The sequence below is a fragment of the Serratia sp. PF-27 genome, from assembly GCF_030053255.1.
In the GTDB taxonomy this organism is placed as follows: Bacteria; Pseudomonadota; Gammaproteobacteria; order Enterobacterales; family Enterobacteriaceae; genus Serratia; species Serratia bockelmannii.
Genome location: NZ_JASGBT010000021.1, coordinates 894,928 through 917,178 on the forward strand (window position 1 = coordinate 894,928; position 22,251 = coordinate 917,178).

A 22,251-nucleotide genomic window follows, 5' to 3' on the forward strand; every position below is an offset into this window, starting at 1 on the left:
CCTACGGGATTTTGCATCGCACTTTAGCGTACAGATGTAAGCCGAACAAGTCCGATCAGCGTTTTTCAGCTTTATTGTTGTCCAGTTTGCGCCGGGGCGCCAGCGCCGTTAGAATTCGCGGCATCCCTTGAATTTCGAGCCATTGACCGTGAATCACGCCCCCATCCAAACCGCAACGCTAACCTGGAACGAACAGGGTACACCTGTTTCGAAACAGTTTGATGACGTCTATTTTTCCAATCAGGATGGGCTGGAAGAAACCCGCTACGTCTTCCTGCACGGCAATCGGCTGCCGCAACGTTTCGCCACCCACCCGCGTCCGTTGTTGGTGGTGGCGGAAACCGGGTTCGGCACCGGGCTCAATTTCCTCACGCTGTGGCAGGCCTTCGCCGGCTTCCGCCAGGCCGAGCCGGACGCCGCGCTGCAACGCCTGCACTTTATCAGCTTCGAAAAATTCCCCCTGCAGCAGGCTGACCTGGCGGCGGCGCATGCGCGCTGGCCGGAGCTGGCGCCTTATGCCGACGAGCTGCGCGCCCAATGGCCGCTGCCGCTACCGGGCTGCCATCGTCTGCTGCTGGCCGAAGGCCGCATTACGCTCGATCTGTGGTTCGGCGACGTCAACGACCTGCTGCCGCAGTTTGACGCCAGCATGAATAACCAGGTGGATGCCTGGTTCCTCGACGGTTTCGCGCCGGCAAAAAATCCCGACATGTGGACCGATCAACTGTTCGCCGCCATGGCGCGTTTCGCCCGGCCGGGAGGCAGCTTCGCCACCTTTACCGCCGCCGGTTTTGTGCGCCGCGGCTTGCAACAGGCCGGTTTTCAGGTCAACCGCTGCAAAGGCTTCGGCCAAAAGCGTGAGATGCTCGCCGGCGAGCTCCCGGCCGATGCGCAGCCCGCCGCACATCCGGCGCCCTGGTATCGGCGCCCGGCGGCGGACAACACCGCCGACATCGCCCTGATCGGCGGCGGCGTCGCCAGCGCGCTCACCGCGCTGGCCTTGCTGCGGCGCGGTGCCACCGTCACGCTGTACTGCGCCGATGAGCAGGCGGCGGAGGGGGCATCCGGCAATCGCCAGGGGGCGATTTATCCGTTGCTGAACGGCAGCGGCGACGCGCTGGAGAGCTTCTTCAGCGCCGCGTTTCCCTTCGCCCGCCGCCAGTACGACGCGCTGTTGCAACAAGGCGTCGCCTTTGATCATCAGTGGTGCGGCGTCAGCCAGTTGGCCTATGACGACAAGAGCGGCGCTAAGATCGCCAATATGCTGAAAACCGACTGGCCGCAGGCCTTGGCGATGGCGGCCGACCGCGAGACGCTCAGCGGACTGTGCGGCGTCGATACCAGCTTCGGCGGCATCACCTACCCCCAAGGCGGTTGGCTCTGTCCGGCCGAGCTGACGCGCGGCGCTCTCGCGCTGGCGCAGCGCCAGGGCTTGGTCTGCCACTACCGGCACGATGCACAGAGGCTGACGCAGGAAGAAAACGGCTGGCGCATCGACTTCGCCCACGGCGAAAGCCGCAGCCATGCGACGGTGATCCTGGCCAATGGCCATCGGCTGGCCGAACTGGCGCCGACGGAAGCCCTGCCGCTGTATTCGGTACGCGGACAGGTGTCGCATATCCCAAGCTCGCCGGCCCTCGGTCAATTGAAACAGGTCTTGTGTTACGACGGCTACCTGACGCCGGTTAATGCCAACAACGGCCACCACTGCATTGGCGCCAGCTACCAGCGCGGCGACATCACCACCGACTACCGCGAGCAGGAGCAACAGGAAAACCGTGAACGCCTGCTGCGCTGCCTGCCGGAGCAGGCCTGGCCGCAGCAGGTGGACGTCAGCGCTCATCAGGCGCGCTGCGGCGTGCGCAGCGCCACCCGCGATCATTTACCGATGGTCGGCGCGCTGCCGGACTATCAGGCCACGTTGACGCAGTATCAGGATTTGCAGCGGCAGAACCAGCGCGGCGAAACCGTCGCCGATGCGCCGGTCTATCCCGGCCTGTTCGCTATCGGTGGGTTGGGATCGCGCGGGCTGTGTTCGGCGCCGCTGGCGGCGGAAATTCTGGCGGCGCAGCTGTTCGGTGAACCGTTACCGGGCGACGCGCGCCTGCTGGCGGCGTTGAATCCGAATCGAATGTGGGTGCGAAAGTTACTGAAAGGACGTGCGGTTTAATTCATGGATGAGGGGCGCGGCGACGCGCCCCGGCATGGCGGTCAGGCGGCTGGGGTGGCAGCCTGATAGAGGTTTTCCCACATGCCGCGCACCAAAATCTGATCCGGCGGCGAGAGTTCCCCAGCGGCGATCGCCTTGTGCAGGCTCTCTTCCACCCGCGCTTTCAGCGCTTCGGCAGTATGCTCGCCCTGCTCTTCCGCTTCGGCCACCGCCAGCGTCAGATGACCGCGCAGGTAGCCACCGGCAAACAGTTCATCATCGCTGGCGTGCTCTACCATGTCATCAATCAGCGCCAAAATGCGCGCTTCAAATTCTGCGATCATCAAATTTCCTCATTAAATAACGGGCTGTGGCGTCAGTTGAGATCTTCCGGATACGGAAAATGCTCGGCCGCCAGCGGTGGCGTATTGTAGAACGATTGCAACGCCTGAATAAAGCGCGCAGGCCGTGTGGGTATTCCCTGCTCCAGTAGCATCAATACCCGGGCGCGCACCTTGCGCTGGAACGCGATGCGATCCGGCTCGCAGTCGCCGTTCAGGTTGTCGCAGCTGACGTTGAACGGGAAACCGGCCGCCACGCAGAACATCCATTCCAGCGCCTGCGGTTTGATCTCCACCGCTTCGAATTCACTCTGGGTTTGCGCGTCGCGCCCGTCCGGGCAATACCAGTAACCGAAGTCCACCAGTTGGCGGCGCGCTTCACCGGCGATGCACCAGTGCGAGATTTCATGCAGGCCGCTGGCGTAGAAGCCGTGGGCGAACACGATGCGGTGATACGGCAATTCGTCGTCGGCCGGCAGGTAGATAGGTTCGTCGTCGCCCTTCACCAGGCGGGTGTTGTAGTCATCGCTGAAGCACCGATTGAAGATCTCGATCAGCTGCTCATAGTGATGGCGGGTCTGCATGTCTGACATAAAAACTCTATAACCACAAAAATAAAGAGGCCATTATACCCGATAAGACAGGGCGCGTAAGCAACGCCCCCTCTTCATCTTTAACCGTGCACCAAGGCGGTCAACCACTGCTGAATTTCCGCGCCGTGATTGTCGTACAGCAGCTTGAGGCTCATCACCAGCGAGACGATCACGATCATCGGCCGAATCAATTTCTGGCCGCGGGTCAGCACCATGTGCGCGCCCAAACGCGCCCCCAACACCTGCCCCACCAACATCACCAGACCAATGCTCCACACCACCTTGCCGCCGATGATGAACAGCGCCAGCCCGCCGACGTTGGAGGTAAAGTTCAGCACCTTGGCGTGCGCCGTGGACTTGGCGAGGTTGAAACCGCACAGCGTCACGTAGGCCAGCGCGTAGAATGACCCGGCGCCGGGGCCGAAGAAACCGTCGTAAAACCCGACGCAACCGCCGGCCACCAGCCCGAACGGCAAGGCCCCGAGACGGCGTTGACGATCTTCCTCACCCAGTCGCGGCATCAACAAGAAATAGAGACCGATGCCGATCACCAGCAGCGGCAACATCTGCCGCAGCAAATCGGCGCGCATATGCTGCACCAAAATGGCGCCGGCGATCGAGCCGATCAGCGTCAGAAAAATCGTCAGCTTCTGGTCGTTGAGATTCACCGCTCGCCGACGAATGAAGTACAGACTGGCGGAGAAGGAGCCGCCGACCGACTGCAACTTATTGGTCGCCAGCGCCTGCGCCGGAGGAACCCCCACCGCCAGCAGGGCCGGCACCGTCAGTAATCCGCCGCCGCCGGCGATGGAGTCGATAAACCCCGCCAACAGCGCTACCGCAAACAACACCCCGAGCATCTCGGGGCCAATGACGAACCAGTCCATGTGTTATTCCGCTGAGAAATGGTGATCCAGCAATGCCTGACAGGTCGGCGGTAACGGCGGCGGCACGGGTTTGCCCGGCTTCGCGTTCGGCTGATGCGGCACGAACCAGCTCGCCAGCTCGGCGCCGCAGCCGTCGCCCGGCGGCGGCGTATCCTGCTCCTGGCACTCCAGGCTGCCGGCCGGACAACGCAGACGCACGTGCATGTGCGCACGGTGGCCGAACCACGGCCGCACCTTGTGCAGCCAGGCGCGATCGGCGCCGGCGTCCAGGCACAGACGCTGCTTGATCGCCGGGTTGACGAAGATGCGCGTCACGTCCGCGTCCTGCGCCGCCAGTTTGATCAGCGACTCAATTTGCGGCTGCCATTGGCTCGCCACCACCTGCTTGCCATCCCCTGACACCAGGTCGATCGGCTGCGGTTTGAGCAATTGCTGCGCGCTCCAGCGTTGGCGCGGCAACTGCAGCCAGATGTCAACGTCGAGCCCCGACTGGTGGCTGGCGTGGCCGCTGCTGAAGCGCCCACCGGCCGGCATCGCCATGTCGCCGATCAGCACCGTGCCCAGCGCTTTCTGGTTCGCTTGGCTGCTGAGGCGCTGTATGAACGCCAGCAGATCCGGATGGCCGAAATAGCGGCGCTGGTCGGTACGCATCACCTGGTAGTCCGGTGAATTCAGCGGCAACGGCTGCGCGCCGATGACGCAACCGTTGGCGAAACCGCCCACCGCCTGCGGCGCGCCGGCCACCGGATGGTCGATTTTCTGCCACGGCGTCAGCGCCATGGCGGAAGCGGAGGCCGTCAAGGCCACCAGGCCCAACATCCAGTTTTTCATGGCGATTACCAGCGAGGTACGTCGGAAACCACATCACCGTTTTGCGCACGCTGGCGCAGCAGGTGATCCATCAACACGATTGCCATCATCGCTTCGGCGATCGGCACGGCGCGGATGCCCACGCACGGATCGTGGCGACCGCGGGTCACCATTTCCACCGCTTCGCCCTGGCGATTGATGGTGCGGCCCGGTACCATGATGCTGGAGGTCGGCTTCAGCGCCAGATGCGCGATCACCGGTTGGCCGCTGCTGATGCCGCCGAGAATGCCGCCGGCATGGTTGCTCTGGAAGCCTTCCGGGGTGATTTCATCGCGGTTTTCGCTGCCGCGTTTGGTCACGACAGCAAATCCGTCACCGATCTCCACGCCTTTCACCGCGTTGATGCTCATCAGCGCGTGCGCCAGATCGGCGTCGAGGCGATCAAACACCGGCTCGCCCAGGCCAACCGGCACGTTCTCCGCAATCACGCTGACCTTGGCGCCAATGGAGTCGCCCTCTTTTTTCAGCGCGCGCATCAGTTCGTCCAGCGCTTCCAGCTTGTCCGGATCCGGGCAGAAGAACGGGTTCTGTTCGACCTGATCCCAGTCTTTCAGCTCACAGGTCACGTCGCCGATCTGCGCCAGATAGCCGCGCACCTGCACGCCGAACTTCTGCTGCAGGTATTTCTTGGCGATGGCGCCCGCCGCAACGCGCATGGCGGTTTCGCGCGCCGAAGAGCGGCCACCGCCGCGATAGTCGCGCAGACCGTATTTCTGTTCGTAGGTGTAGTCGGCATGCCCCGGACGGAACACGTCTTTGATGGCGCTGTAGTCTTGCGAGCGCTGATCGGTGTTTTCAATGATCAGACCGATGCTGGTACCGGTGGTCACGCCTTCGAATACGCCGGAGAGAATGCGCACCTGATCCGGTTCGCGACGCTGGGTGGTGTAACGCGAGGTGCCCGGACGACGACGATCCAGATCGTGTTGCAAATCGGCTTCGGTGAGCGGAATGCCGGGCGGTACGCCATCGACGATACAACCCAGCGCCACCCCGTGAGATTCACCGAAGGTGGTGACGCGGAAAATCTGCCCAATACTGTTTCCTGCCATCACGGCTCCTTACCGTTAGTCTTTTATCGTTATGAGGCCCGCCGTGCGGGCCCTGGAAATGCGGTTTAGCTGCGATAGAGGCTGAAGTGTTCCTTGCAATCCACCAGCTGCTGTTTGGTCAGCATGAACACGCCGTCGCCGCCGTTTTCGAATTCCAGCCAGGTGAACGGAATATCCGGATATTGTTCCATCAGATGTACCATGCTGTTACCCACTTCACAAATCAGCACGCCGTCGTCAGTCAGGTAGTCCGGCGCGCAGGCTAGGATGCGGCGCACCAGCTTCAGGCCGTCGCTGCCCGCCGCCAGCCCCAGTTCCGGCTCAAAGCGGAACTCCTGCGGCAGATCGGACATGTCTTCCGCATCGACGTACGGCGGGTTGGTGACGATCAGATCGTACTGGATCGCGGGAACGTCGCGGAACAGATCGGAACGGATCGGGATCACCTGGTGCTCGACGCCGTGCGCCTGAATATTGCGCTCGGTCACCGCCAGCACTTCGCTGGAGATGTCCACCGCGTCCACTTCCGCTTCCGGGAAAGCGTAGCCGCAGGCGATGGCGATGCAGCCGCTGCCGGTGCACATGTCGAGGATATGACGTGGCGGGTGCGGGATCAGCGCGCTGAAACGATCGTTGATCAGCTCACCGATCGGCGAGCGCGGCACCAACACGCGTTCGTCGACGTAGAATTCCATGCCGCAGAACCAGGCCTTGTTGGTCAGGTAAGCGACCGGGATGCGTTCGTTGACGCGGCGGATCACGCGCTCAACGATGCGATGGCGCTCGCTGGAGGTCAGACGGGCGGTGTGCATGTCCTCCGGAATGTCCAACGGCAGGAACAGGCTTGGCAGCACCAATTGCACCGCTTCGTCCCACGGATTGTCGGTTCCGTGACCATAATAGATATTGGCGGCGTTGAAGCGGCTTACCGTCCAGCGCAGCATATCTTGAATGGTGTGCAGTTCGTTCACTGCTTCGTCGACGAAAATTTTGTCCAATTTGCCCTCCGGCAGGCGCTGTGTTTCATGATTTAGCCGCATAGTTTGCCATGAAGCCCGCGACAAATCACGCGCGCCCCTCGCGCTTTTCACTCTGGCCCGAGTTTTGCGTCGACAGCGCTCATTCACAAGGTAAACTAGCGAAATAAACGATTTCCGGTGAATGAAGCATGAAGAACAAGCCCCCTCTGAGCAAAGACGAACAACAGCTCTTCAGAGAGTCGGTGGCGGGCGCAAAAAAGCTGCGCCAGGACACCATCGTCCACCGCCCGCCGAAGCTCAAGGTCAAACAGGTTGCGCCGCAGCGGCTGCTGCAGGAGCAGGTCGATGCCAGCTATTATTTTTCAGATGAATATCAGCCGCAGCTGGAAGAGGAAGGCCCGACGCGCTACGTGCGCCCCGGCAGCAGCCCGTATGAGCTGAAGAAGCTGCGACGCGGCGATTATTCGCCGGAGCTGTTTCTCGATTTGCACGGCCTGACCCAGCTGCAGGCCAAGCAGGAGCTGGGGGCGTTGATCGCCGCCTGCAAACGCGAGCACGTGCACTGCGCCTGCGTGATGCACGGGCACGGCAAACACATTCTCAAACAGCAAACGCCGCTGTGGCTTGCGCAGCATCCCGACGTGCTGGCGTTCCATCAGGCGCCGAAGGAATGGGGCGGCAACGCCGCCGTCCTGCTGTTGGTGGAGCTGGCAGAATAGCCCCCCGCAGAAACGACTCAGGGCGATGTCAGACATCGCCCTGAGTTTATTCCGCACCGCATCCGCGGCTCACACTTTGGCCATCACCTGCGACGGGCTGACCTGCCATTCAAATTTGCCGTAGCTGCCGTCCGCCGGCAGATCGACGTTAGCGATCGCCGAGGTCGCGAACATCGGCGGGCACTCGCCCGGGCACAGTTCAGCCACCAGGTAGCCCACCAGCGGCAGGTGCGACACGATCAGCACCGAGCTCACCCCTTGCATCGCCAGCGCCTGCAGATAGCTGCCGACCTGTTCGGCGTTGCCGCCCGGCGTCAGCTCGGGCAGCACTTCTTCGCCCTCCGGCAGCGTCAAGGCTTCACGCACCGTCGCCAGCGTCTGTTCGGCCCGCAGATAGGGGCTGACCAGCACGCGTTCAATATCCACAGACTTGGTGTTCAACCAGGCCGCCATCTGACGGGACTCGTCGCGGCCGCACAGGGTAAGGGGCCTTACCGCATCGCTGGCTGCCTCGAGCGCCGCCTCTCCGTGACGCATAATCAAAACTTGCATATTGCACCGCTGTTGTTGACAAAGTAACGCTATACAGAAACGCCGTGCGTGCTGTACCGCCGAGTTTTACAACCCAAAGCCAAAGCTTTAAAACGATAACGCGCCGTCTCTTTATGGCGGCCGGGCATTTTGCCTGAAAGTTTGCCTAAAGAAAATGCTGTTTTTTACAGCAACCCTCCCCTGGCAAACCTCGATTGCTCACAGAACAATCAATTCAACGGGTTAAATTTTAACCTTACCGCCATGAAATTTATTGATGACGGTCAAGCTAACTTACCGCTGCCTACGCCTTGCTGTACAGCCTCACCGGCTGACGCTGTTACAAGGAGTGATGGCGATCACAACGCGGCCCTGTTGCAACTATAGTGCAAATCGGGCCGCCCTGCGTTCAGCTCCCCAGCGGATAAAAACGCTCGCCCTGCTGCGCCATGCGCTGCAAGCGTTCGCACGGCGCGAAGTGTTCGCCGTGCTGCTGGCGCAGGTATTCCAACGTTTTCACCACTTTTTCGGCGCCGAGCTCGTCCATATAGCGGAACGGGCCGCCGAGGAACGGCGGGAAGCCGATGCCGAACACCGCGCCGATGTCGCCGTCGCGCGCGCTGCGGATCACGCCTTCATCCAGGCAGCGCGCCGCTTCGTTCAGCATCATCATCACGCAGCGCTGGGCGACGGTCGCCGGCAGCATGTGCGCCTTCGGCGTGACGCCGAGCAATGTATACAATGAGGTATCCGCACGTTTACGCCGCTGCCGCTGCTGCCCTTCGCTCGGGTAAAGATAGAAGCCGCGGCCGTTCTTGCGCCCTTTACGCCCGTCCTTCAGCACCGCATCGAACGCAGCCGGCGCGGCGAAGCGCGGCCCCAGCGCCTCGACCAGCACCGGAATGATCTTGGTGCCGACGTCGATGCCCACTTCGTCCAACAGGGTGATCGGGCCGACCGGGAAACCGAAGTCCACCAGCGCCTTGTCCAGCGACTCCATCGGCTCGCCTTCCAGCAGGCAACGGGCCGCTTCGTTGATGTACGGCGCCAGGATGCGGTTGACATAAAAACCCGCGCTGTCGCCCACCACGATAGCGGTCTTGCCCTGCTTGTGCGCCAGCGCCACGGTGGTCGCGATAGTCTCTTCGCTGGTGCCGGCGTGCGGGATCACTTCCACCAGCGGCATTTTGTCCACCGGGCTAAAGTAGTGCAGACCGATCACCTGCTGCGGCCGCTGGGCTTTTTCGGCGATGTGGCCGATAGGCAACGAGGAAGTATTGGAGGCAAACACGGTATGCGGCGCACAGTTCGCTTCGACCTCGGCCACCATCTTCTGCTTCAGCGCCAGATCCTCAAACACCGCCTCGACCACGATATCCACCTGCTCAAAGCCGGTGTAATCGGTAGAGCCGGAGATCAGCATCATCTGTTTTTGCCGTTCCGCCGGGCGCATGCGCTTGCTGCGTACCCGTTTGCCAAGCACGTCCCAGCTGTATTTCAGCGCGTGATTGATGCCGGTTTCATTAATGTCTTTGATACGAACCGGCAAACCGCCGCGCGTGGCGGTGACGCAGGCGATGCCGCCGCCCATCAGGCCGCCGCCGAGAATGCCGACGCGATGCAGGGCATGCGGCTTGGCATTGCCGCCCCGCTCTTTTTTCAGCGCAGTGGAGGCGAAGAACAGGCTGCGCAGCGCCGCCGACTGCGGCGTCATCGCCAGTTCGCCAAAGGCGCGCGCTTCGGCTTCATAGCCGCTGGCGCTGCCGTGATCCAGCCCGGTGCGCACTACCTGAATGATGCGTTCCGCCGCCGGGTAGTTGCCGTGGGTTTTCGCCAACGTTTTTTTGCGCACAATGCTGAACAGCAGATTTCTGCCCAGCGGGCCATTGAGCAGGCGATCCTGCCACGGCAGCTCGCGCTGATGCTTCCAGCCCTGTTTCACCCGCTCGATGGCGGTCTGCAACAGGATCGACTGCGGCACGGCGTCGTCCACCAGCCCCATGCGCAGCGCCTGGCGGGCGCGAATGTGCTTGCCGGTCAGGATCATGTCCAGCGCCTTGGCGGCGCCAACCAAGCGCGGCAGGCGCTGAGTGCCGCCGGAGCCCGGCAGCAGGCCCAGCTGCACTTCCGGCAGACCGAGCGCGGTTTTGTCATCCAACGAACAGACGCGGCCGTGGCAGGCCAGCGCCAATTCCAGGCCGCCGCCCAGGCAGGCGCCATGAATGGCGGCCACCACCGGCACCGGGAAGGCGGCGATCTGCGCTAGCGTGCTCTGCCCTTTCTTGGCCAGCGTTTCCGCCTCTTTGGCGCTGGTGCAGGCGGCAATCATGGTGATGTCGGCGCCGGCGATAAACGAGTCCGGCTTGCCGGAAACGATCACCAATCCTTCCAGCGCGGTATGCTGCTGCGCCCGGATCAGCACGTCGTTCACCTGTTCGACGAACTCAGCCTTGAGCGTATTGACCTTATCGCCCGGCACGTCGATGGTGATCACGCCGATGTTGTCGGGGCGAATCGTCAGCTGAAAGGCCGACGGTTTGGCCCGCTGTTCGTGCAATGCGTTTTCGGCACTCATCATTCCACCTCCACGATCATCGCGGCCCCTAACCCGCCGGCGGCGCAGGCGGTGGTCAGGCCCAGCCCGCCGCCGCGGCGTTTCAGCTCGCGCAACGTCTGGGTGATCATGCGCGCGCCGGTGGCGGCGAATGGGTGGCCATAGGCGATGGAACCACCCAAGACGTTGAATTTGTCCATGTCCACCTCACCGATCGCCTGGCTGCGGCCAAGCTTCTCGCGGGCGAACGCTTCGCTGGCAAACATCTTCAGGTTGGCCAGCGTTTGCGCAGCGAAGGCTTCATGCATGTCGATGAGCGTCAGATCGGCCAGACCGATGCCGGCGCGATCCAGCGCCAGCGGCGTAGCGTAGGAAGGCCCCAGCAGCATGTCTTCCCACACGTCGATGGCGGCGAAGGCGAAACTGCGTAGATAGCCGAGCGGCTGCAGCCCCAGCTCTTTGGCGCGCGATTCGCTCATCATCAGTACCGCCGCCGCGCCGTCGGTCAACGGCGTGCTGTTGGCCGCAGTGACGCTGCCGTGTTTGCGATCGAACGCCGGTTTCAGCTTGGCGTAGGAAGCCAGGCTGGAGTCTTTGCGGATATTGTTGTCTTCAGAAAGCTGCGCGCGGTAAGGCGGCACGTAGGCCGTCATCACCTCATCGCGCAGCCACCCCTCACGCCAGGCCCTGGCCGCCAGTTCATGGGAACGGTGCGCCAGCGCATCCTGCGCTTCGCGGGTGATGCCGTGGCTTTTCGCCATTTGCTCAGCGGTATCGCCCATGCGCAGACCGGTGGAATACTCCGCCACCGCCGGCGGCACCGGCATCAGATCGCGGAATTTCAGCCGGCTGAACAGTTTGAGACGCTGCGACAGCGTGCGCGCCTTGTTGACGTCCACCAGCGTGCGCGCCAACGCCTTGCTGACGCCGATCGGCAAGACGGAAGAAGAGTCCGCCCCGCCGGCGATACCGACGCTGATGCTGCCGGCCATGATGCTCTCCGCCACGTTGGCGATCGCCTGGAAGCTGGTGGCGCAGGCACGCGACACGCTGTAAGCGTCGGTATGAACGCTCATACCGGTACCGAGCACGATTTCACGCGCGATGTTCGGCGCCTCGGGCATTTGCACCACCTGGCCGAACACCAGCTGTTCGATCAGCTGCGGATCGATGCCGCTACGCGCCAACAGCTCGCTCACCGCCGTTTTCCCTAAATCCACCGCCGGAATGCCGTGATAGGCAGTTGCCTGTTTGGCAAAGGGGGTACGCAGTCCATTCACAATCGCAATGCGGTCACCATGACGGGTCACCAACGGCAGTGCCTTACTCATAAATGCTCCTGAAGAAAATAACGTCAGCGCAATGGGCAGAAAGAGGTCTGACCTGATGAGGTCATTGTTAACCAAACGGTTACATTTGGCAAACCGGCAGAGATCAAAACTGCGAGCAGGCGCACTTTCTATCGGGGCGGCACGGGGAAGGAAATCCCCGGCGCGCAGCAGGCGGCGCCGGGGGTAAAGCGGGGATTAACGCAGGCCGAGCTGGAAGATCAGGGTTTCCGCCTGGCAGGCGAAGGTGAAATCGGCCTCCAACTGCACGCCACCGTCAACCGGTTTAATGCTACTGCTGATGTCACAAGGATCGGATTCGACCGCGCGCGCCTTTTCGCTCAGGGCGGCCAGCATCGCTTCCGCATCTTGTTGATTACTGAACACCTGGCTGTAGGACGCGGTGCAATCGGTGTTATCCATCACGGTGCCGACATCCACGCAGCAACACGCGGCGGTTTCCTGGGCGCTGCATTTATTAATTGCATCTGACATGATTGGTTCTCCTCAAGGGCCTCTGTTATCAGCCCAAATTGCCGTTTCACTCACCGGCACAAAGCCACAAAATTCTGCGGGTATTTTACGCTTCCACGCCGGCAATCACTAGCACTTACTTTTACTGGGTGTTTTAAGTGATGGAAATCACAAATAAAAATGAGCGTCTGCTAAGGAATGGTAAGAATTTTGTTATTTACCGCTGGCTTTTTGTTAAGCAGATCTCTTTTTTGATATCAGGTTGGAAATATTTCAAAAACAAACTTGCAACATTTTCACAGGTCAGACCTATACTTCAGCCACTGGTCTGATTTGTCTGAACGATAACGGACCCTACAATCCCGCGCTCCTTGTTACTTCGTGTAACAATAGTTTAAATAATAAACACATAATGAGGTTTTGGTCATGAGCCAGAAAAACCTATTGACTAAATCAGCTCTCGCAGCTGCAGTGGCAATTATTTCTTCAAACGTGTCTGCCGCAGGATTCCAGCTGAATGAGTTCTCATCAGCTGGTTTAGGACGTTCGTATTCTGGCGAAGGCGCCATGGCGGATACGGCGGCCTCCGCAAGCCGCAACCCGGCATTGCTGATGATGTATACCCGCCCGGAACTTTCTTTCGGCGCAGTCTTCATCGATCCGGACGTCGATATCAGTGGCCGATCTCCTTCCGGCGCCAGCCTGGATGCGAAAAACATCGCACCGACAGCCTGGGTGCCGAACCTGCATTATGTTCACCCAATTAACGATCAATTCGCCGTAGGCGGCTCGGTCACCAGCAACTTCGGTTTGGCGACCGAATATAACGACGGTTACGCGGCGGGTTCCATGGGCGGCAAAACCGATCTGGAAACCCTGAACCTGAACCTGAGCGGCGCTTATCGCCTGAACAAAAACTTCAGCTTCGGTCTGGGTTTTGACGCCGTCTACGCCAAGGCTAAACTCGAGCGTTACGCCGGCGATCTGCCAAAATTGATCGCCGGTTCAGGCAAATTGCCGCCACAGTTGGCCGGCCCGGTTTCGCAGATCCCGGCAGATACCCAAATTTCTCATCTGAAAGGCGACGAATGGGGCTTCGGCTGGAACGCCGGTATTCTCTACGAAGTGGATGAAAACAACCGTTACGGCTTCACCTATCGCTCAGAAGTGAAAATCGACTTCGACGGCGATTACAAGAGCAGCCTGCCTTCAGCCTTCAACCCGTTGCTGGCCTCTCAAGGTCTTCCGTGGGGCACCAACGGCACCACCATTCCGGGTTCTCTGAGCCTGCACCTGCCGGAAATGTGGGAACTGTCCGGCTATAACAAAGTGGCGCCGCAGTGGGCCATCCACTACAGCCTGGCCTACACCAGTTGGAGCCAGTTCCAGGAGCTGAAAGCCACCGGCAACAACGGCCAGACCCTGTTCCAGAAGCATGAAGGCTTCAAAGACGCTTACCGCATCGCGCTGGGTACCACCTACTTCTACGACGATAACTGGACCTTCCGTACCGGTATCGCCTTCGATGACAGCCCGGTGCCTGCCCAAAACCGTTCGATCTCCATTCCCGATCAGGACCGTTTCTGGCTGAGTGCCGGTACTACCTATGCGTTCAACAAAGACGCCTCGGTCGACGTCGGCGTGTCCTACATGCACGGCCAGAAAGTCACCATCAACGAAGGTCCTTATACCTTCACCTCCGAAGGCAAGGCCTGGCTGTACGGCGCCAACTTCAACTACCGCTTCTAATCTCACTTGAGATGGATGCCAAAGCGCCCCCTGGGGCGCTTTTTCTTTGCCTGTCGCTCGCGCGGGCATAAAAAAACCCGCCTGACGGCGGGTTTTCATTGGCATAATGCCCGGGATTACTGCGAGTCGATCTCGTCCAGTTCGCCCTGAATCGCCTTGGCGTTCGGGTTCTCTTCCGGCTTGAGCGAACCGCCGTTGGCGATGAAATCGTGGCGCTGGAAGTAAGCTTCGCGCACCATGATGTAAGGATCGGAGGAATTGCGCAGCAGACCGTCGGAATCCAGCAGTTGAGCGCGGGTTTCGATACCCTCGACCACCCATTTGCCCGCCGACATCCAGAAGGTCAGGTAGCTCAGCATCGGATACAGCGTATCCGCAAAGTCGCCACCTTCGTCACGCAGCGTGAAGCTGCCGTAGCCCGGCAACATCACGTACGGGCCGTAACCCACATCGTAATGCCCCAACGTGCTGCCGAAGCGATTCGGCTCTTCGCGCGCCAGTTTCGGGTTGGCCATGCCGGCCACGTCGATCAGGCCGCCCATCCCGAGTAGGGTGTTCAGGAAGAAACGGTTGAAGTGGATCATCCCGCGGTAAGGATCGCCCTTCAGGAAGGCGTTGACCATGCTGGCCGGCTCTTCCAGGTTGGAGGTGAAGTTGCTGATGCCGTTACGCGCCGGCATCGGCACGTAGTCACGCCAGGCCACCGCGACCGGACGCAAGATATAAGGATCCAGGACGTTGTAGTTGAAGTCGAACATCGTCCGGTTAAATCCTTCCAGAGGATCAGAACGCCCTTGCGGCTCATTGTCTGGCGCGCTGGCACAGCCCACCAGTAATGCCGCTGCGAATGCCACCCCAGTCAGGCGAAAGTTCATATTTTTCTCCATAAAAACACGTTCGGTCTTATTTTTCAGGGACCTGCTTGTTTATCTGAACGCTAACCTGCTCTTTACCGCTGAATGTCTGCAGCGAGCTTTCGCCGAACCAGTCCCCCGGTTGCGGCGTGGCCAATCCGTCCTGTGAGAGGCGCACACGCACCTGCACCTGATGCTGCGCCGAGAGCAGACGCTCGGGCATCATGGCGTTGCTGTCATCCAGTGAGAAAGACAGCGGAAAACGGCTCAACGGCAATTGTTTTACTGCGACCGGCACCGGGCTGACGCCGTCGGTGACCGAAATGACCAGCGTCCCCTGCGGCGGCATGGCTTTCGCCGCCTGCGGTGACAGCGCAACGGTCACATTCAGTTTAACAGTTTCTCCGCCGGCCTGGGCTTTTGCTTGTGCAATACTGCGCTTTATCACTTCCGCGCGCGGATCGTTGGCCGGCAGCAGCTGCAGCATCACTTGCCAGGCGCCGATCGCCTGCTTGAAATCGCCCTGTTCGAAGGCATTGAACGCCAGCAGGCTGAGCACCCGCGGATCGCTGTGGTTTTCCGCGATCATGCGCCGCAACAGCTGCGTCGCCTGCTTGTTATCCTCCGGATCGTTGGATCGCGTCAAGACCTCGGCATAGCCGAGCCGCACTTCCAGACTATTCGGATCCAATTGATAAGCATGAGCAAAGGCCTGCGTGGCGGTAGTGGCATTGTTCAACGCCATGCCGACGCGCCCCAGCATCATCCAGTCGTTGATATTGCGATCGTCCTGCTGCAGCGCGGTGCGCAGCCCCAGTCCGAGACGGGCAATCTCTTCCATGCTCAGCGGTTTGGCGCGCTCGTTGGCGACGCGCTCGCGCAATTCCGGCATTTGTGCCTGCACCAGACGCCAGTCCAGCACCTGCGCCAACCCGCCGGTTTTCAGATAAAAGCCAACGGTCACCGCCAGCAGTAACACCACGCCCGGCACCAGCGCCCAGCGGTTGATCGGCTTCGCCTGCACCATCTGCTCGGCCGGGATGTCGTTCAACAGGTTCTGTTGCAGCTCTTTGACCAGCTCCGGGCGCTCGGCCACCACGCCCTGCTGCTCATCCTGCTCCAGCTCGCTGAGGCGATCCTGATAAAACGCTTTGTTCAACGCATCGCGCGTGGCGGCGCTCTGCTTGCCGTGGCGCATCGCCGGCACCACCAGCAACGCGGCGGCGCCGGCCAACAACACGCAAATAATCAGCCAAAAAGCCATTAGGGTTTCTTCCTGTCAGTCTCTTGCAACAGCGCCGCCAGGCGCTGCCGTTCCCGTTCGGAGAATGCATCATCCGCCGCTGCATCGGGCCGCCGACGGGTGCGCAGGATCACCACCGCCCCGCCGATCAATACGAACAGCAGCGGGCCGATCCACAAGATCAGCGTCGCCGGCGTTACCGGCGGCTCGTAGGTGACGAAGTTGCCATAACGCGCCACCATGTAATCGATAATCTGCTGCTTGTTTTGCCCCTGCATCATCAGTTCGTACACCTTGGTGCGCATGTCGGCGGCGATGATGGCGTTGGAATCGGCAATGCTGTTGTTTTGACATTTCGGGCAGCGCAGCTGTTCGGTCAACTCGCGATACTGCTGCTCTTGCTCGACGGAGTTGAAGCGATAGGTATCGATCGCCGCGGCGGCGCTCCAGCTCAGCAGTGCGGCACACAGCAGAACAATCAGCCTCATGCCTCACCCCCGTACTTTTTATACAGCGGCAGCACTTCCTGCTGCCAGACGCGCTCGTTCATGTCGCCGGCGTGGCGATAGCGAATGATCCCCTGGCCGTCGATAAGGAAGGTCTCAGGCGCGCCGTACACCCCGAGATCCAACCCCAGCATGCCGTCGCCGTCGTACAGGCTGAGCGCATAGGGATTGCCGAGGGAATTAAGCCAGGTCACCGCCTTGGCACGATCGTCTTTATAGTTCAGGCCGACCACCCGCACGCCGCGCGCCGCCAGCGTATTGAGATACTGGTGCTCCGCGCGGCAGGTCGGGCACCAGGTGGCCCAGACGTTGAGCAATATCGGCTTGCCGTCGCGCAGCACCGCCTGATCGTAGGTTTTGCCGGGCTGATCCAGCGATTCCAGCCTGAAGGTCGGCACCGGTTTGCCGATCAGCGCCGACTCCAGCATGGTCGGATCTTCGCCGCCGGCGTTGCGCGTCAGTTGCACCATCAGGGCCGCCACCAGCAGCAGGAAGAGCACCAACGGGATAAACAGCAGCTTACGCTTCATGATTGCGCCTCCAGCTTGCCTTCGCGCTTGAGCTTTTTGCTCATGCGATAACGCGGGTCGAGAATGCACAGCAGGCCGCCGATCGCCATAAAGACGCCGCCGAACCAGATCCAGCGCACGAAGGGTTTGTAATACAGGCGCACCGCCCAGGAGCCGTCTTCCAGCTCCTCGCCCAGCGCCGCGTACAGATCGCGGCTGAACCCGCCGTCGATCGCCGCCTCGGTCATCATGCTGCGCGCCACGCTGTAGTAGCGTTTCTCCGCATGCAGCGTCGCCTCCGGCTTGCCGTTGCGCGTCACGTCGATGATACCGACGCCGCCGCTGTAGTTCGGGCCGCGGATGTCGTGCACGTCGCGGAACACGAAATGATAATTGTGGATATCCACGCTGTCGCCGGCCTTCATCCGCACGTCACGCTCCACGCTGTAGTTCTGGCTGAAGGCGATGCCGATCACCGTCACCGCCACGCCGAGGTGGCCGAGCACCATGCCCCAGTGGCTGCGGGACAGCTGTCGCAGGCCGCGCCAGAAACCGTGACGATGGGTGGCGCGCTCATGCAGCTCCATCAGCGTCAGGATGATCACCCACAGTGCCATGATCAGGCCCACCACCGTCATGCCGGCGATGCTGTCCTGCAGCAACCACGGCAGCAGAATCGACAGCACCAGCGTCGCCAGCAGCGCTACGCCGAGGCGCCGCCACAGCTTGCGCGGCTCATCGCGGCGCCAGCGCACCAGCGGCCCAATGCCCAACAGCAGCGCCAGCGGCGCCATCAGCCAGGTGAACATGGTATTGAAGAACGGCTCGCCGATCGAAATGCTGCCCAGCCCCAGCTGTTTGTGCACCAGCGGCAGCAGCGTGCCCAACAGCACCACCAGCATGGCGGCGATCAGCAGCACGTTGTTGCCGAGCAGGAAGGTCTCGCGCGAGAAGGTTTCGTGCTGCACCCGGCTGCGCACCTGGCCGCCCTTGACCGCGTACAGCAGCAGCGAACCGCCGATCACGATCACCAGATAGGCGAGAATAAACATGCCGCGCGCCGGATCGGAGGCGAAGGAGTGCACCGAGACCAGCACGCCGGAGCGCACCAGGAAGGTGCCGAGCAGGCACAGCGAGAAGGCGGTGATCGCCAGCAGCACCGTCCAGGCTTTGAACGTGCCGCGTTTCTCGGTCACCGCCAGCGAATGCATCAGCGCGGTGCCGGCCAGCCACGGCATAAAGGAGGCGTTCTCCACCGGATCCCAGAACCACCAACCGCCCCAGCCCAACTCATAGTAGGCCCAGGCCGATCCGAGCACGATGCCCAGCGTGAGGAACACCCAGGCGGCGGTAGTCCACGGGCGTGACCAGCGCGCCCAGGCGGTGTCGAGCCGGCCGGCCATCAACGAGGCGATGGCGAACGCGAAGGCGACCGAGAAGCCGACATAGCCCATGTACAGCAGCGGCGGGTGGAAGATCAGGCCGATATCCTGCAGCAGCGGGTTGAGATCGCTGCCGTCGATCGGGAAGTTCGGCAGCGTGCGGGTGAACGGGTTGGAGGTCATGATGATGAACAGCAGGAAACCGGCGGTGATCATGCCCATCACCGACAGCACCCGCGCCACCGCGTCCTGCGGCATCGCCCGGCTGCACAACGCCACCGCCAGCGACCAGCAACTCAGCAGCAGCACCCACAGCAGCAGCGAACCTTCGTGCGCCCCCCAGGTGGCGGCGATGCGGTAATACACCGGCAGTTGGGTATTGGAGTTGGTGGCCACGTAGGCGACGGTAAAGTCGTTGACCACGAAGGCATGCACCAGGCACAGGAACGCCAGCGCAATCGCCGCGAACATGCCATAGGTCAGCGGCCGGGCCACCGCCATCATGCGGCTGTCCTGCCGCGCCGCGCCCCACTGCGGGTAGATGCTCAGCAACAGCGCGATCGCCAGCGCCAGGCACAGCAGAAAACTGCCCAGTTCCGGCATCATGACTTGGCACCCTCCGCCTGCGGCGCGTTATACGCTTCCGCCGGCCCTTTGTGATTCTCTTTCATCGCGTCGGCCACTTCTGGCGGCGTGTATTTCTCGTCGTGCTTGGCCAGCACTTCGCGCGCATTGACCACGTTGCCCTCGCCCAGCACGCCCTGCGCCACCACGCCCTGCCCTTCGCGGAACAGGTCCGGCAGAATGCCAGTGTAGGTCACGCCGATCGCGCCGCGCGCGTCGTAAATCTTGAAGCTGACCTGCAGCGTATTGGGATCGCGTTTCACCGAGCCGGGCATCACCATGCCGCCGATACGCAGCCGCTGGCCGACCTCGGGCTTCTCATGATTTTCGCCCTTGCCCTGCAGGATTTCACCCGGGGTATAGAACAGATCGATGTTGGAGCGCAGCGCGTACAGCATCAGGGTTGCGGTCAGCGCGATGCCGATCAGCACAACGATCGCCAGATAAAGGCGGCTTTTACGACGTGGATTCACAATGATTTCTCCCGCGGTGCGGCGGATTTTTGTTTTGATTGTTGCGCATGACGAATGCGCCGCTCGCGCGCCTGACGGCGGCCGATCTCGGCGAGCAACTGCCGCCGTTGCCAGACGGTGTGCGCCACCAGCCCCAACAGCGAAATCAGCGTGACGGCGACCGCCAGCCAAACATAGAAGGCATAACCGCCCATGGCGAAAAACGCCGGCCAGGAATCGAACGCGGCATTCATGACTGACGCTCCTTATTCACCAGCCCGGCGACCCACGGGCGCTGGCGCTCCTGGAACAGGATCAGATTGCGCAGGCGCATCAGCGTCAGCGTAATGAACAACAACAGGTAACCGAGGATCGCCCAGCGCAGCGGGGTGCGCATGCTTGGCGCGATGGATTGCTGCATGTTGGTCGAGCCCTGATGCAGCGTATTCCACCATTCGACAGAGAAATGAATGATCGGGATATTCACCACGCCCACCAGCACCAGAATCCCGGCGGCGCGGCCCGCCAGGCGGCGGTCTTCAAAGGCGTTGTACAGCGCGATGACGCCCATATAGAGGAACAGCAGCACCAGCTCGGAGGTCAGACGCGCGTCCCATACCCACCAGGTGCCCCACATCGGCTTGCCCCAGGCGGAGCCGGTCACCAGCGCGATAAAGGTGAACACCGCGCCGATCGGCGCCATTGCCGCCACCACGGTATCGGACATTTTCATCTGCCACACCAGGCCGATAAACGCCGCCACCGCCATCGAGGCATAGATGCCCATCGACCACATGGCCGCCGGCACGTGAATATAAATGATGCGGAAGCTGTCGCCCTGCTGATAATCCTTCGGCGCGAAACCAAAGCCCCATGCCCAGCCAAGCAGCAGGCAGGCCGCCGCCGCCAGCCCCAGCCAGGGGGTAAAGCGGCCGCAGACGTGATACAGCCGTTCAGGCCGCGCCAGTTGATGTAACCATTTCCACATTGTCGTCAGTGCTCACGGTAATTTTTATGCCTCGGCCGCCCCGAGCGATCGAAACGGCGAAAATCTTCTGCAGGGTACGCTCTTGTCGGCCTTGCCCCGTCTGTTCATTCAATACGTTAGCTAGTGCACGCTCACTCGCAGCGCCGCTGCGGTGGCAAACGGTGCCAATGTCACGCTGCCCGCCAGCATCGCACCGAGTATCGCCAGGTAACCGTCGATCGGCATGCCCATCGAGGCGGCGTCGATCGCGCCGGTGGCGAAGATCAGCACCGGGATATACAGCGGCAGCACCAGCAGGCTGAGCAGCACGCCCCCTTTGCGCAAGCCGACGGTCAACCCCACGCCGATAGCGCCGATCAGGCTCAGCGTCGGCGTGCCGAGCAGCAGCGTACCCGCCACCGCCAGCCAGGTTTGCATATCGAGCGACAACAGCAGCGCCACCAGCGGCGACAGGATCAGCAGCGGCAATCCCGTCACGACCCAGTGAGCACACACTTTGCCCAGCACCGTCATCGGCAGCGGCGTCGGCAGCAGCAACAGCTGCTCCAGCGAACCGTCGAGAAAGTCGTCGCGAAACAGCCGCTCCAGCGACAGCAGCGAGGCCAGCAGCGCCGCCACCCACACGATGCCCGGCGCAATGCGCGCCAGCAGCTGCGGTTCAGGGCCAATCCCCAGCGGGAACAGCGTGATCACAATCAGGAAAAACCACAGCGGGTTGACGATCTCCGACCCTTTACGGCAGGCGATCTTCAATTCGCGACGCACCAGAGTCAAAAACATCACAAACTCCCCGCGTCGTGTTCCGCCAAACGAATTTTGCCCACCGTTTGGCTGACGCCGGCCAAATCCTGATGCGTGGTCAACAATACCATGCCGCCCCGCTGCGCATGTTGTTCAAAAAGGCTAATCAACTCGGCCACGCCCTGTTTATCGATCGCCGTCAAGGGTTCATCGAGGATCCACAGCGGCGCCGCGCTGAGCCACAATCGCGCCAGCGCCACCCGCCGCTGCTGCCCGGCCGAAAGCTGCGCCACCGGCAGATCCTCGTACCCCACCAACCCGACCTGCTCCAGCGCGCGCCAGATGGCCTGATGCTCGGCCGCGCCGCGCACCGCCTGATAAAACTGCAGATTTTCGAAGGGTGTCAATACGGCTTTGATGCCAGGTTGATGGCCGATAAACAGCAAATCTTGCTGATACGCCGCGCGATCGCGCAGCGTGTTGCGCCCGCGCCAGCACACCTCACCACCGTCCGGCCGCGCCAGACCGGCGAGGATGCGCAGCAAACTGGTCTTGCCCGCGCCGTTCGGCCCTTCTACCTGAATGATATCGCCCGGCTGAACTGAAAAGCTTAGCTCGCTAAACAGGATGCGCTCATCGCGCACGCAACTCAGACTTTTGGCTTCCAGCATCAGGGAACTCATATTTTTCTTTGGGATAGCGAATCATAGCATAAGCCTTTCCCC

23 protein-coding genes are annotated in these 22,251 nt (G+C 61.5%); 3 read left to right on the plus strand and 20 right to left on the minus strand.

The features are described 5' to 3' along the window. Positions 1–148 precede the first annotated feature (148 nt). Entirely contained in the window at positions 149–2,170 is a 2,022-nt protein-coding gene (gene mnmC, locus QMZ29_RS19250; protein ID WP_197770107.1) for a bifunctional tRNA (5-methylaminomethyl-2-thiouridine)(34)-methyltransferase MnmC2/FAD-dependent 5-carboxymethylaminomethyl-2-thiouridine(34) oxidoreductase MnmC1, read from the plus strand. A 41-nt stretch (positions 2,171–2,211) separates the two neighbouring features. Here mnmC and QMZ29_RS19255 read toward each other — a convergent pair whose 3' ends face one another. The 6 genes from QMZ29_RS19255 to prmB all read right to left on the minus strand — a co-directional run bounded on the left by QMZ29_RS19255 (position 2,212) and on the right by prmB (position 6,890). Further along, positions 2,212–2,493 carry a YfcL family protein gene (locus QMZ29_RS19255; RefSeq protein ID WP_016926855.1) on the minus strand — a complete coding sequence of 94 codons (282 nt, stop codon included), beginning with the start codon at positions 2,491–2,493 and terminating at the stop codon, positions 2,212–2,214. A gap of 32 nt (positions 2,494–2,525) precedes the next feature. Beyond that, positions 2,526–3,083 (minus strand): elongation factor P hydroxylase, encoded by a 558-nt coding sequence (locus QMZ29_RS19260; protein ID WP_043140178.1) that lies wholly within the window; start codon positions 3,081–3,083, stop codon positions 2,526–2,528. Positions 3,084–3,163: 80 nt separating this feature from the next. Beyond that, positions 3,164–3,970 carry a sulfite exporter TauE/SafE family protein gene (locus QMZ29_RS19265; protein WP_025303718.1) on the minus strand — a complete coding sequence of 269 codons (807 nt, stop codon included), beginning with the start codon at positions 3,968–3,970 and terminating at the stop codon, positions 3,164–3,166. 3 nt (positions 3,971–3,973) lie between these two features. Next, positions 3,974–4,801, minus strand: a complete 828-nt coding sequence (mepA, locus tag QMZ29_RS19270) for a penicillin-insensitive murein endopeptidase (protein ID WP_043140182.1) — start codon at positions 4,799–4,801, stop codon at positions 3,974–3,976. Positions 4,802–4,806: 5 nt separating this feature from the next. Further along, positions 4,807–5,892: a chorismate synthase gene (aroC, locus tag QMZ29_RS19275; protein WP_004936219.1), complete on the minus strand. Its 1,086-nt coding sequence runs from the start codon at positions 5,890–5,892 to the stop codon at positions 4,807–4,809. 65 nt (positions 5,893–5,957) lie between these two features. Further along, positions 5,958–6,890: a 50S ribosomal protein L3 N(5)-glutamine methyltransferase gene (gene prmB, locus QMZ29_RS19280; RefSeq protein ID WP_028127753.1), complete on the minus strand. Its 933-nt coding sequence runs from the start codon at positions 6,888–6,890 to the stop codon at positions 5,958–5,960. A 170-nt stretch (positions 6,891–7,060) separates the two neighbouring features. Here prmB and smrB point away from each other — a divergent pair, with 170 nt between their 5' ends. Continuing rightward, positions 7,061–7,591 carry an endonuclease SmrB gene (gene smrB / locus QMZ29_RS19285; RefSeq protein ID WP_025303720.1) on the plus strand — a complete coding sequence of 177 codons (531 nt, stop codon included), beginning with the start codon at positions 7,061–7,063 and terminating at the stop codon, positions 7,589–7,591. A 69-nt stretch (positions 7,592–7,660) separates the two neighbouring features. Here the strand turns inward: smrB and sixA are convergent, their stop codons facing one another. The 4 genes from sixA to QMZ29_RS19305 form a co-directional block, all read right to left on the minus strand. Next, on the minus strand, positions 7,661–8,143 hold the full coding sequence (sixA, locus tag QMZ29_RS19290; RefSeq protein ID WP_004936230.1) for a phosphohistidine phosphatase SixA: 483 nt from the start codon (positions 8,141–8,143) through the stop codon (positions 7,661–7,663). 388 nt (positions 8,144–8,531) lie between these two features. Beyond that, entirely contained in the window at positions 8,532–10,697 is a 2,166-nt protein-coding gene (fadJ, locus tag QMZ29_RS19295; protein ID WP_025303721.1) for a fatty acid oxidation complex subunit alpha FadJ, read from the minus strand. Next, positions 10,697–12,007 carry an acetyl-CoA C-acyltransferase FadI gene (gene fadI, locus QMZ29_RS19300; protein WP_025303722.1) on the minus strand — a complete coding sequence of 437 codons (1,311 nt, stop codon included), beginning with the start codon at positions 12,005–12,007 and terminating at the stop codon, positions 10,697–10,699. Before fadI ends, fadJ begins: the two co-directional genes overlap by 1 nt. A gap of 195 nt (positions 12,008–12,202) precedes the next feature. Next, positions 12,203–12,499 carry a YfcZ/YiiS family protein gene (locus QMZ29_RS19305; RefSeq protein WP_072145088.1) on the minus strand — a complete coding sequence of 99 codons (297 nt, stop codon included), beginning with the start codon at positions 12,497–12,499 and terminating at the stop codon, positions 12,203–12,205. A gap of 405 nt (positions 12,500–12,904) precedes the next feature. Here QMZ29_RS19305 and fadL point away from each other — a divergent pair, with 405 nt between their 5' ends. Further along, a complete protein-coding gene (fadL, locus tag QMZ29_RS19310; RefSeq protein ID WP_004936243.1) occupies positions 12,905–14,227 on the plus strand; it encodes a long-chain fatty acid transporter FadL in 1,323 nt (440 codons plus the stop codon). A gap of 116 nt (positions 14,228–14,343) precedes the next feature. Here the strand turns inward: fadL and mlaA are convergent, their stop codons facing one another. From mlaA to ccmA, 10 genes are all read right to left on the minus strand, one after another. Continuing rightward, positions 14,344–15,102, minus strand: coding sequence for a phospholipid-binding lipoprotein MlaA (mlaA, locus tag QMZ29_RS19315; RefSeq protein ID WP_025303725.1), 759 nt, complete (start codon positions 15,100–15,102; stop codon positions 14,344–14,346). Positions 15,103–15,130: 28 nt separating this feature from the next. Then, the gene (gene ccmI / locus QMZ29_RS19320; protein WP_043140192.1) at positions 15,131–16,345 is read right to left on the minus strand and encodes a c-type cytochrome biogenesis protein CcmI; all 1,215 of its coding nucleotides are present in this window, start codon (positions 16,343–16,345) and stop codon (positions 15,131–15,133) included. After that, positions 16,345–16,812, minus strand: coding sequence for a cytochrome c-type biogenesis protein (locus QMZ29_RS19325; RefSeq protein WP_025303727.1), 468 nt, complete (start codon positions 16,810–16,812; stop codon positions 16,345–16,347). Before QMZ29_RS19325 ends, ccmI begins: the two co-directional genes overlap by 1 nt. Next, complete coding sequence (locus QMZ29_RS19330) at positions 16,809–17,360, minus strand: DsbE family thiol:disulfide interchange protein (protein WP_015378623.1); 552 nt, start codon at positions 17,358–17,360, stop codon at positions 16,809–16,811. Before QMZ29_RS19330 ends, QMZ29_RS19325 begins: the two co-directional genes overlap by 4 nt. Beyond that, entirely contained in the window at positions 17,357–19,327 is a 1,971-nt protein-coding gene (locus QMZ29_RS19335; protein ID WP_025303728.1) for a heme lyase CcmF/NrfE family subunit, read from the minus strand. The genes QMZ29_RS19330 and QMZ29_RS19335 overlap by 4 nt, the downstream gene beginning before the upstream one ends. Continuing rightward, positions 19,324–19,818, minus strand: coding sequence for a cytochrome c maturation protein CcmE (gene ccmE / locus QMZ29_RS19340; protein WP_004936264.1), 495 nt, complete (start codon positions 19,816–19,818; stop codon positions 19,324–19,326). Before ccmE ends, QMZ29_RS19335 begins: the two co-directional genes overlap by 4 nt. Beyond that, a complete protein-coding gene (ccmD, locus tag QMZ29_RS19345) occupies positions 19,815–20,051 on the minus strand; it encodes a heme exporter protein CcmD (protein WP_025303729.1) in 237 nt (78 codons plus the stop codon). Before ccmD ends, ccmE begins: the two co-directional genes overlap by 4 nt. Then, a complete protein-coding gene (locus QMZ29_RS19350) occupies positions 20,048–20,785 on the minus strand; it encodes a heme ABC transporter permease (protein ID WP_261426163.1) in 738 nt (245 codons plus the stop codon). Before QMZ29_RS19350 ends, ccmD begins: the two co-directional genes overlap by 4 nt. A gap of 120 nt (positions 20,786–20,905) precedes the next feature. Then, on the minus strand, positions 20,906–21,565 hold the full coding sequence (ccmB, locus tag QMZ29_RS19355) for a heme exporter protein CcmB (protein ID WP_025303731.1): 660 nt from the start codon (positions 21,563–21,565) through the stop codon (positions 20,906–20,908). Next, positions 21,565–22,197, minus strand: coding sequence for a cytochrome c biogenesis heme-transporting ATPase CcmA (gene ccmA / locus QMZ29_RS19360; protein ID WP_015378626.1), 633 nt, complete (start codon positions 22,195–22,197; stop codon positions 21,565–21,567). Before ccmA ends, ccmB begins: the two co-directional genes overlap by 1 nt. Between the last annotated feature and the right edge of the window lie 54 nt (positions 22,198–22,251).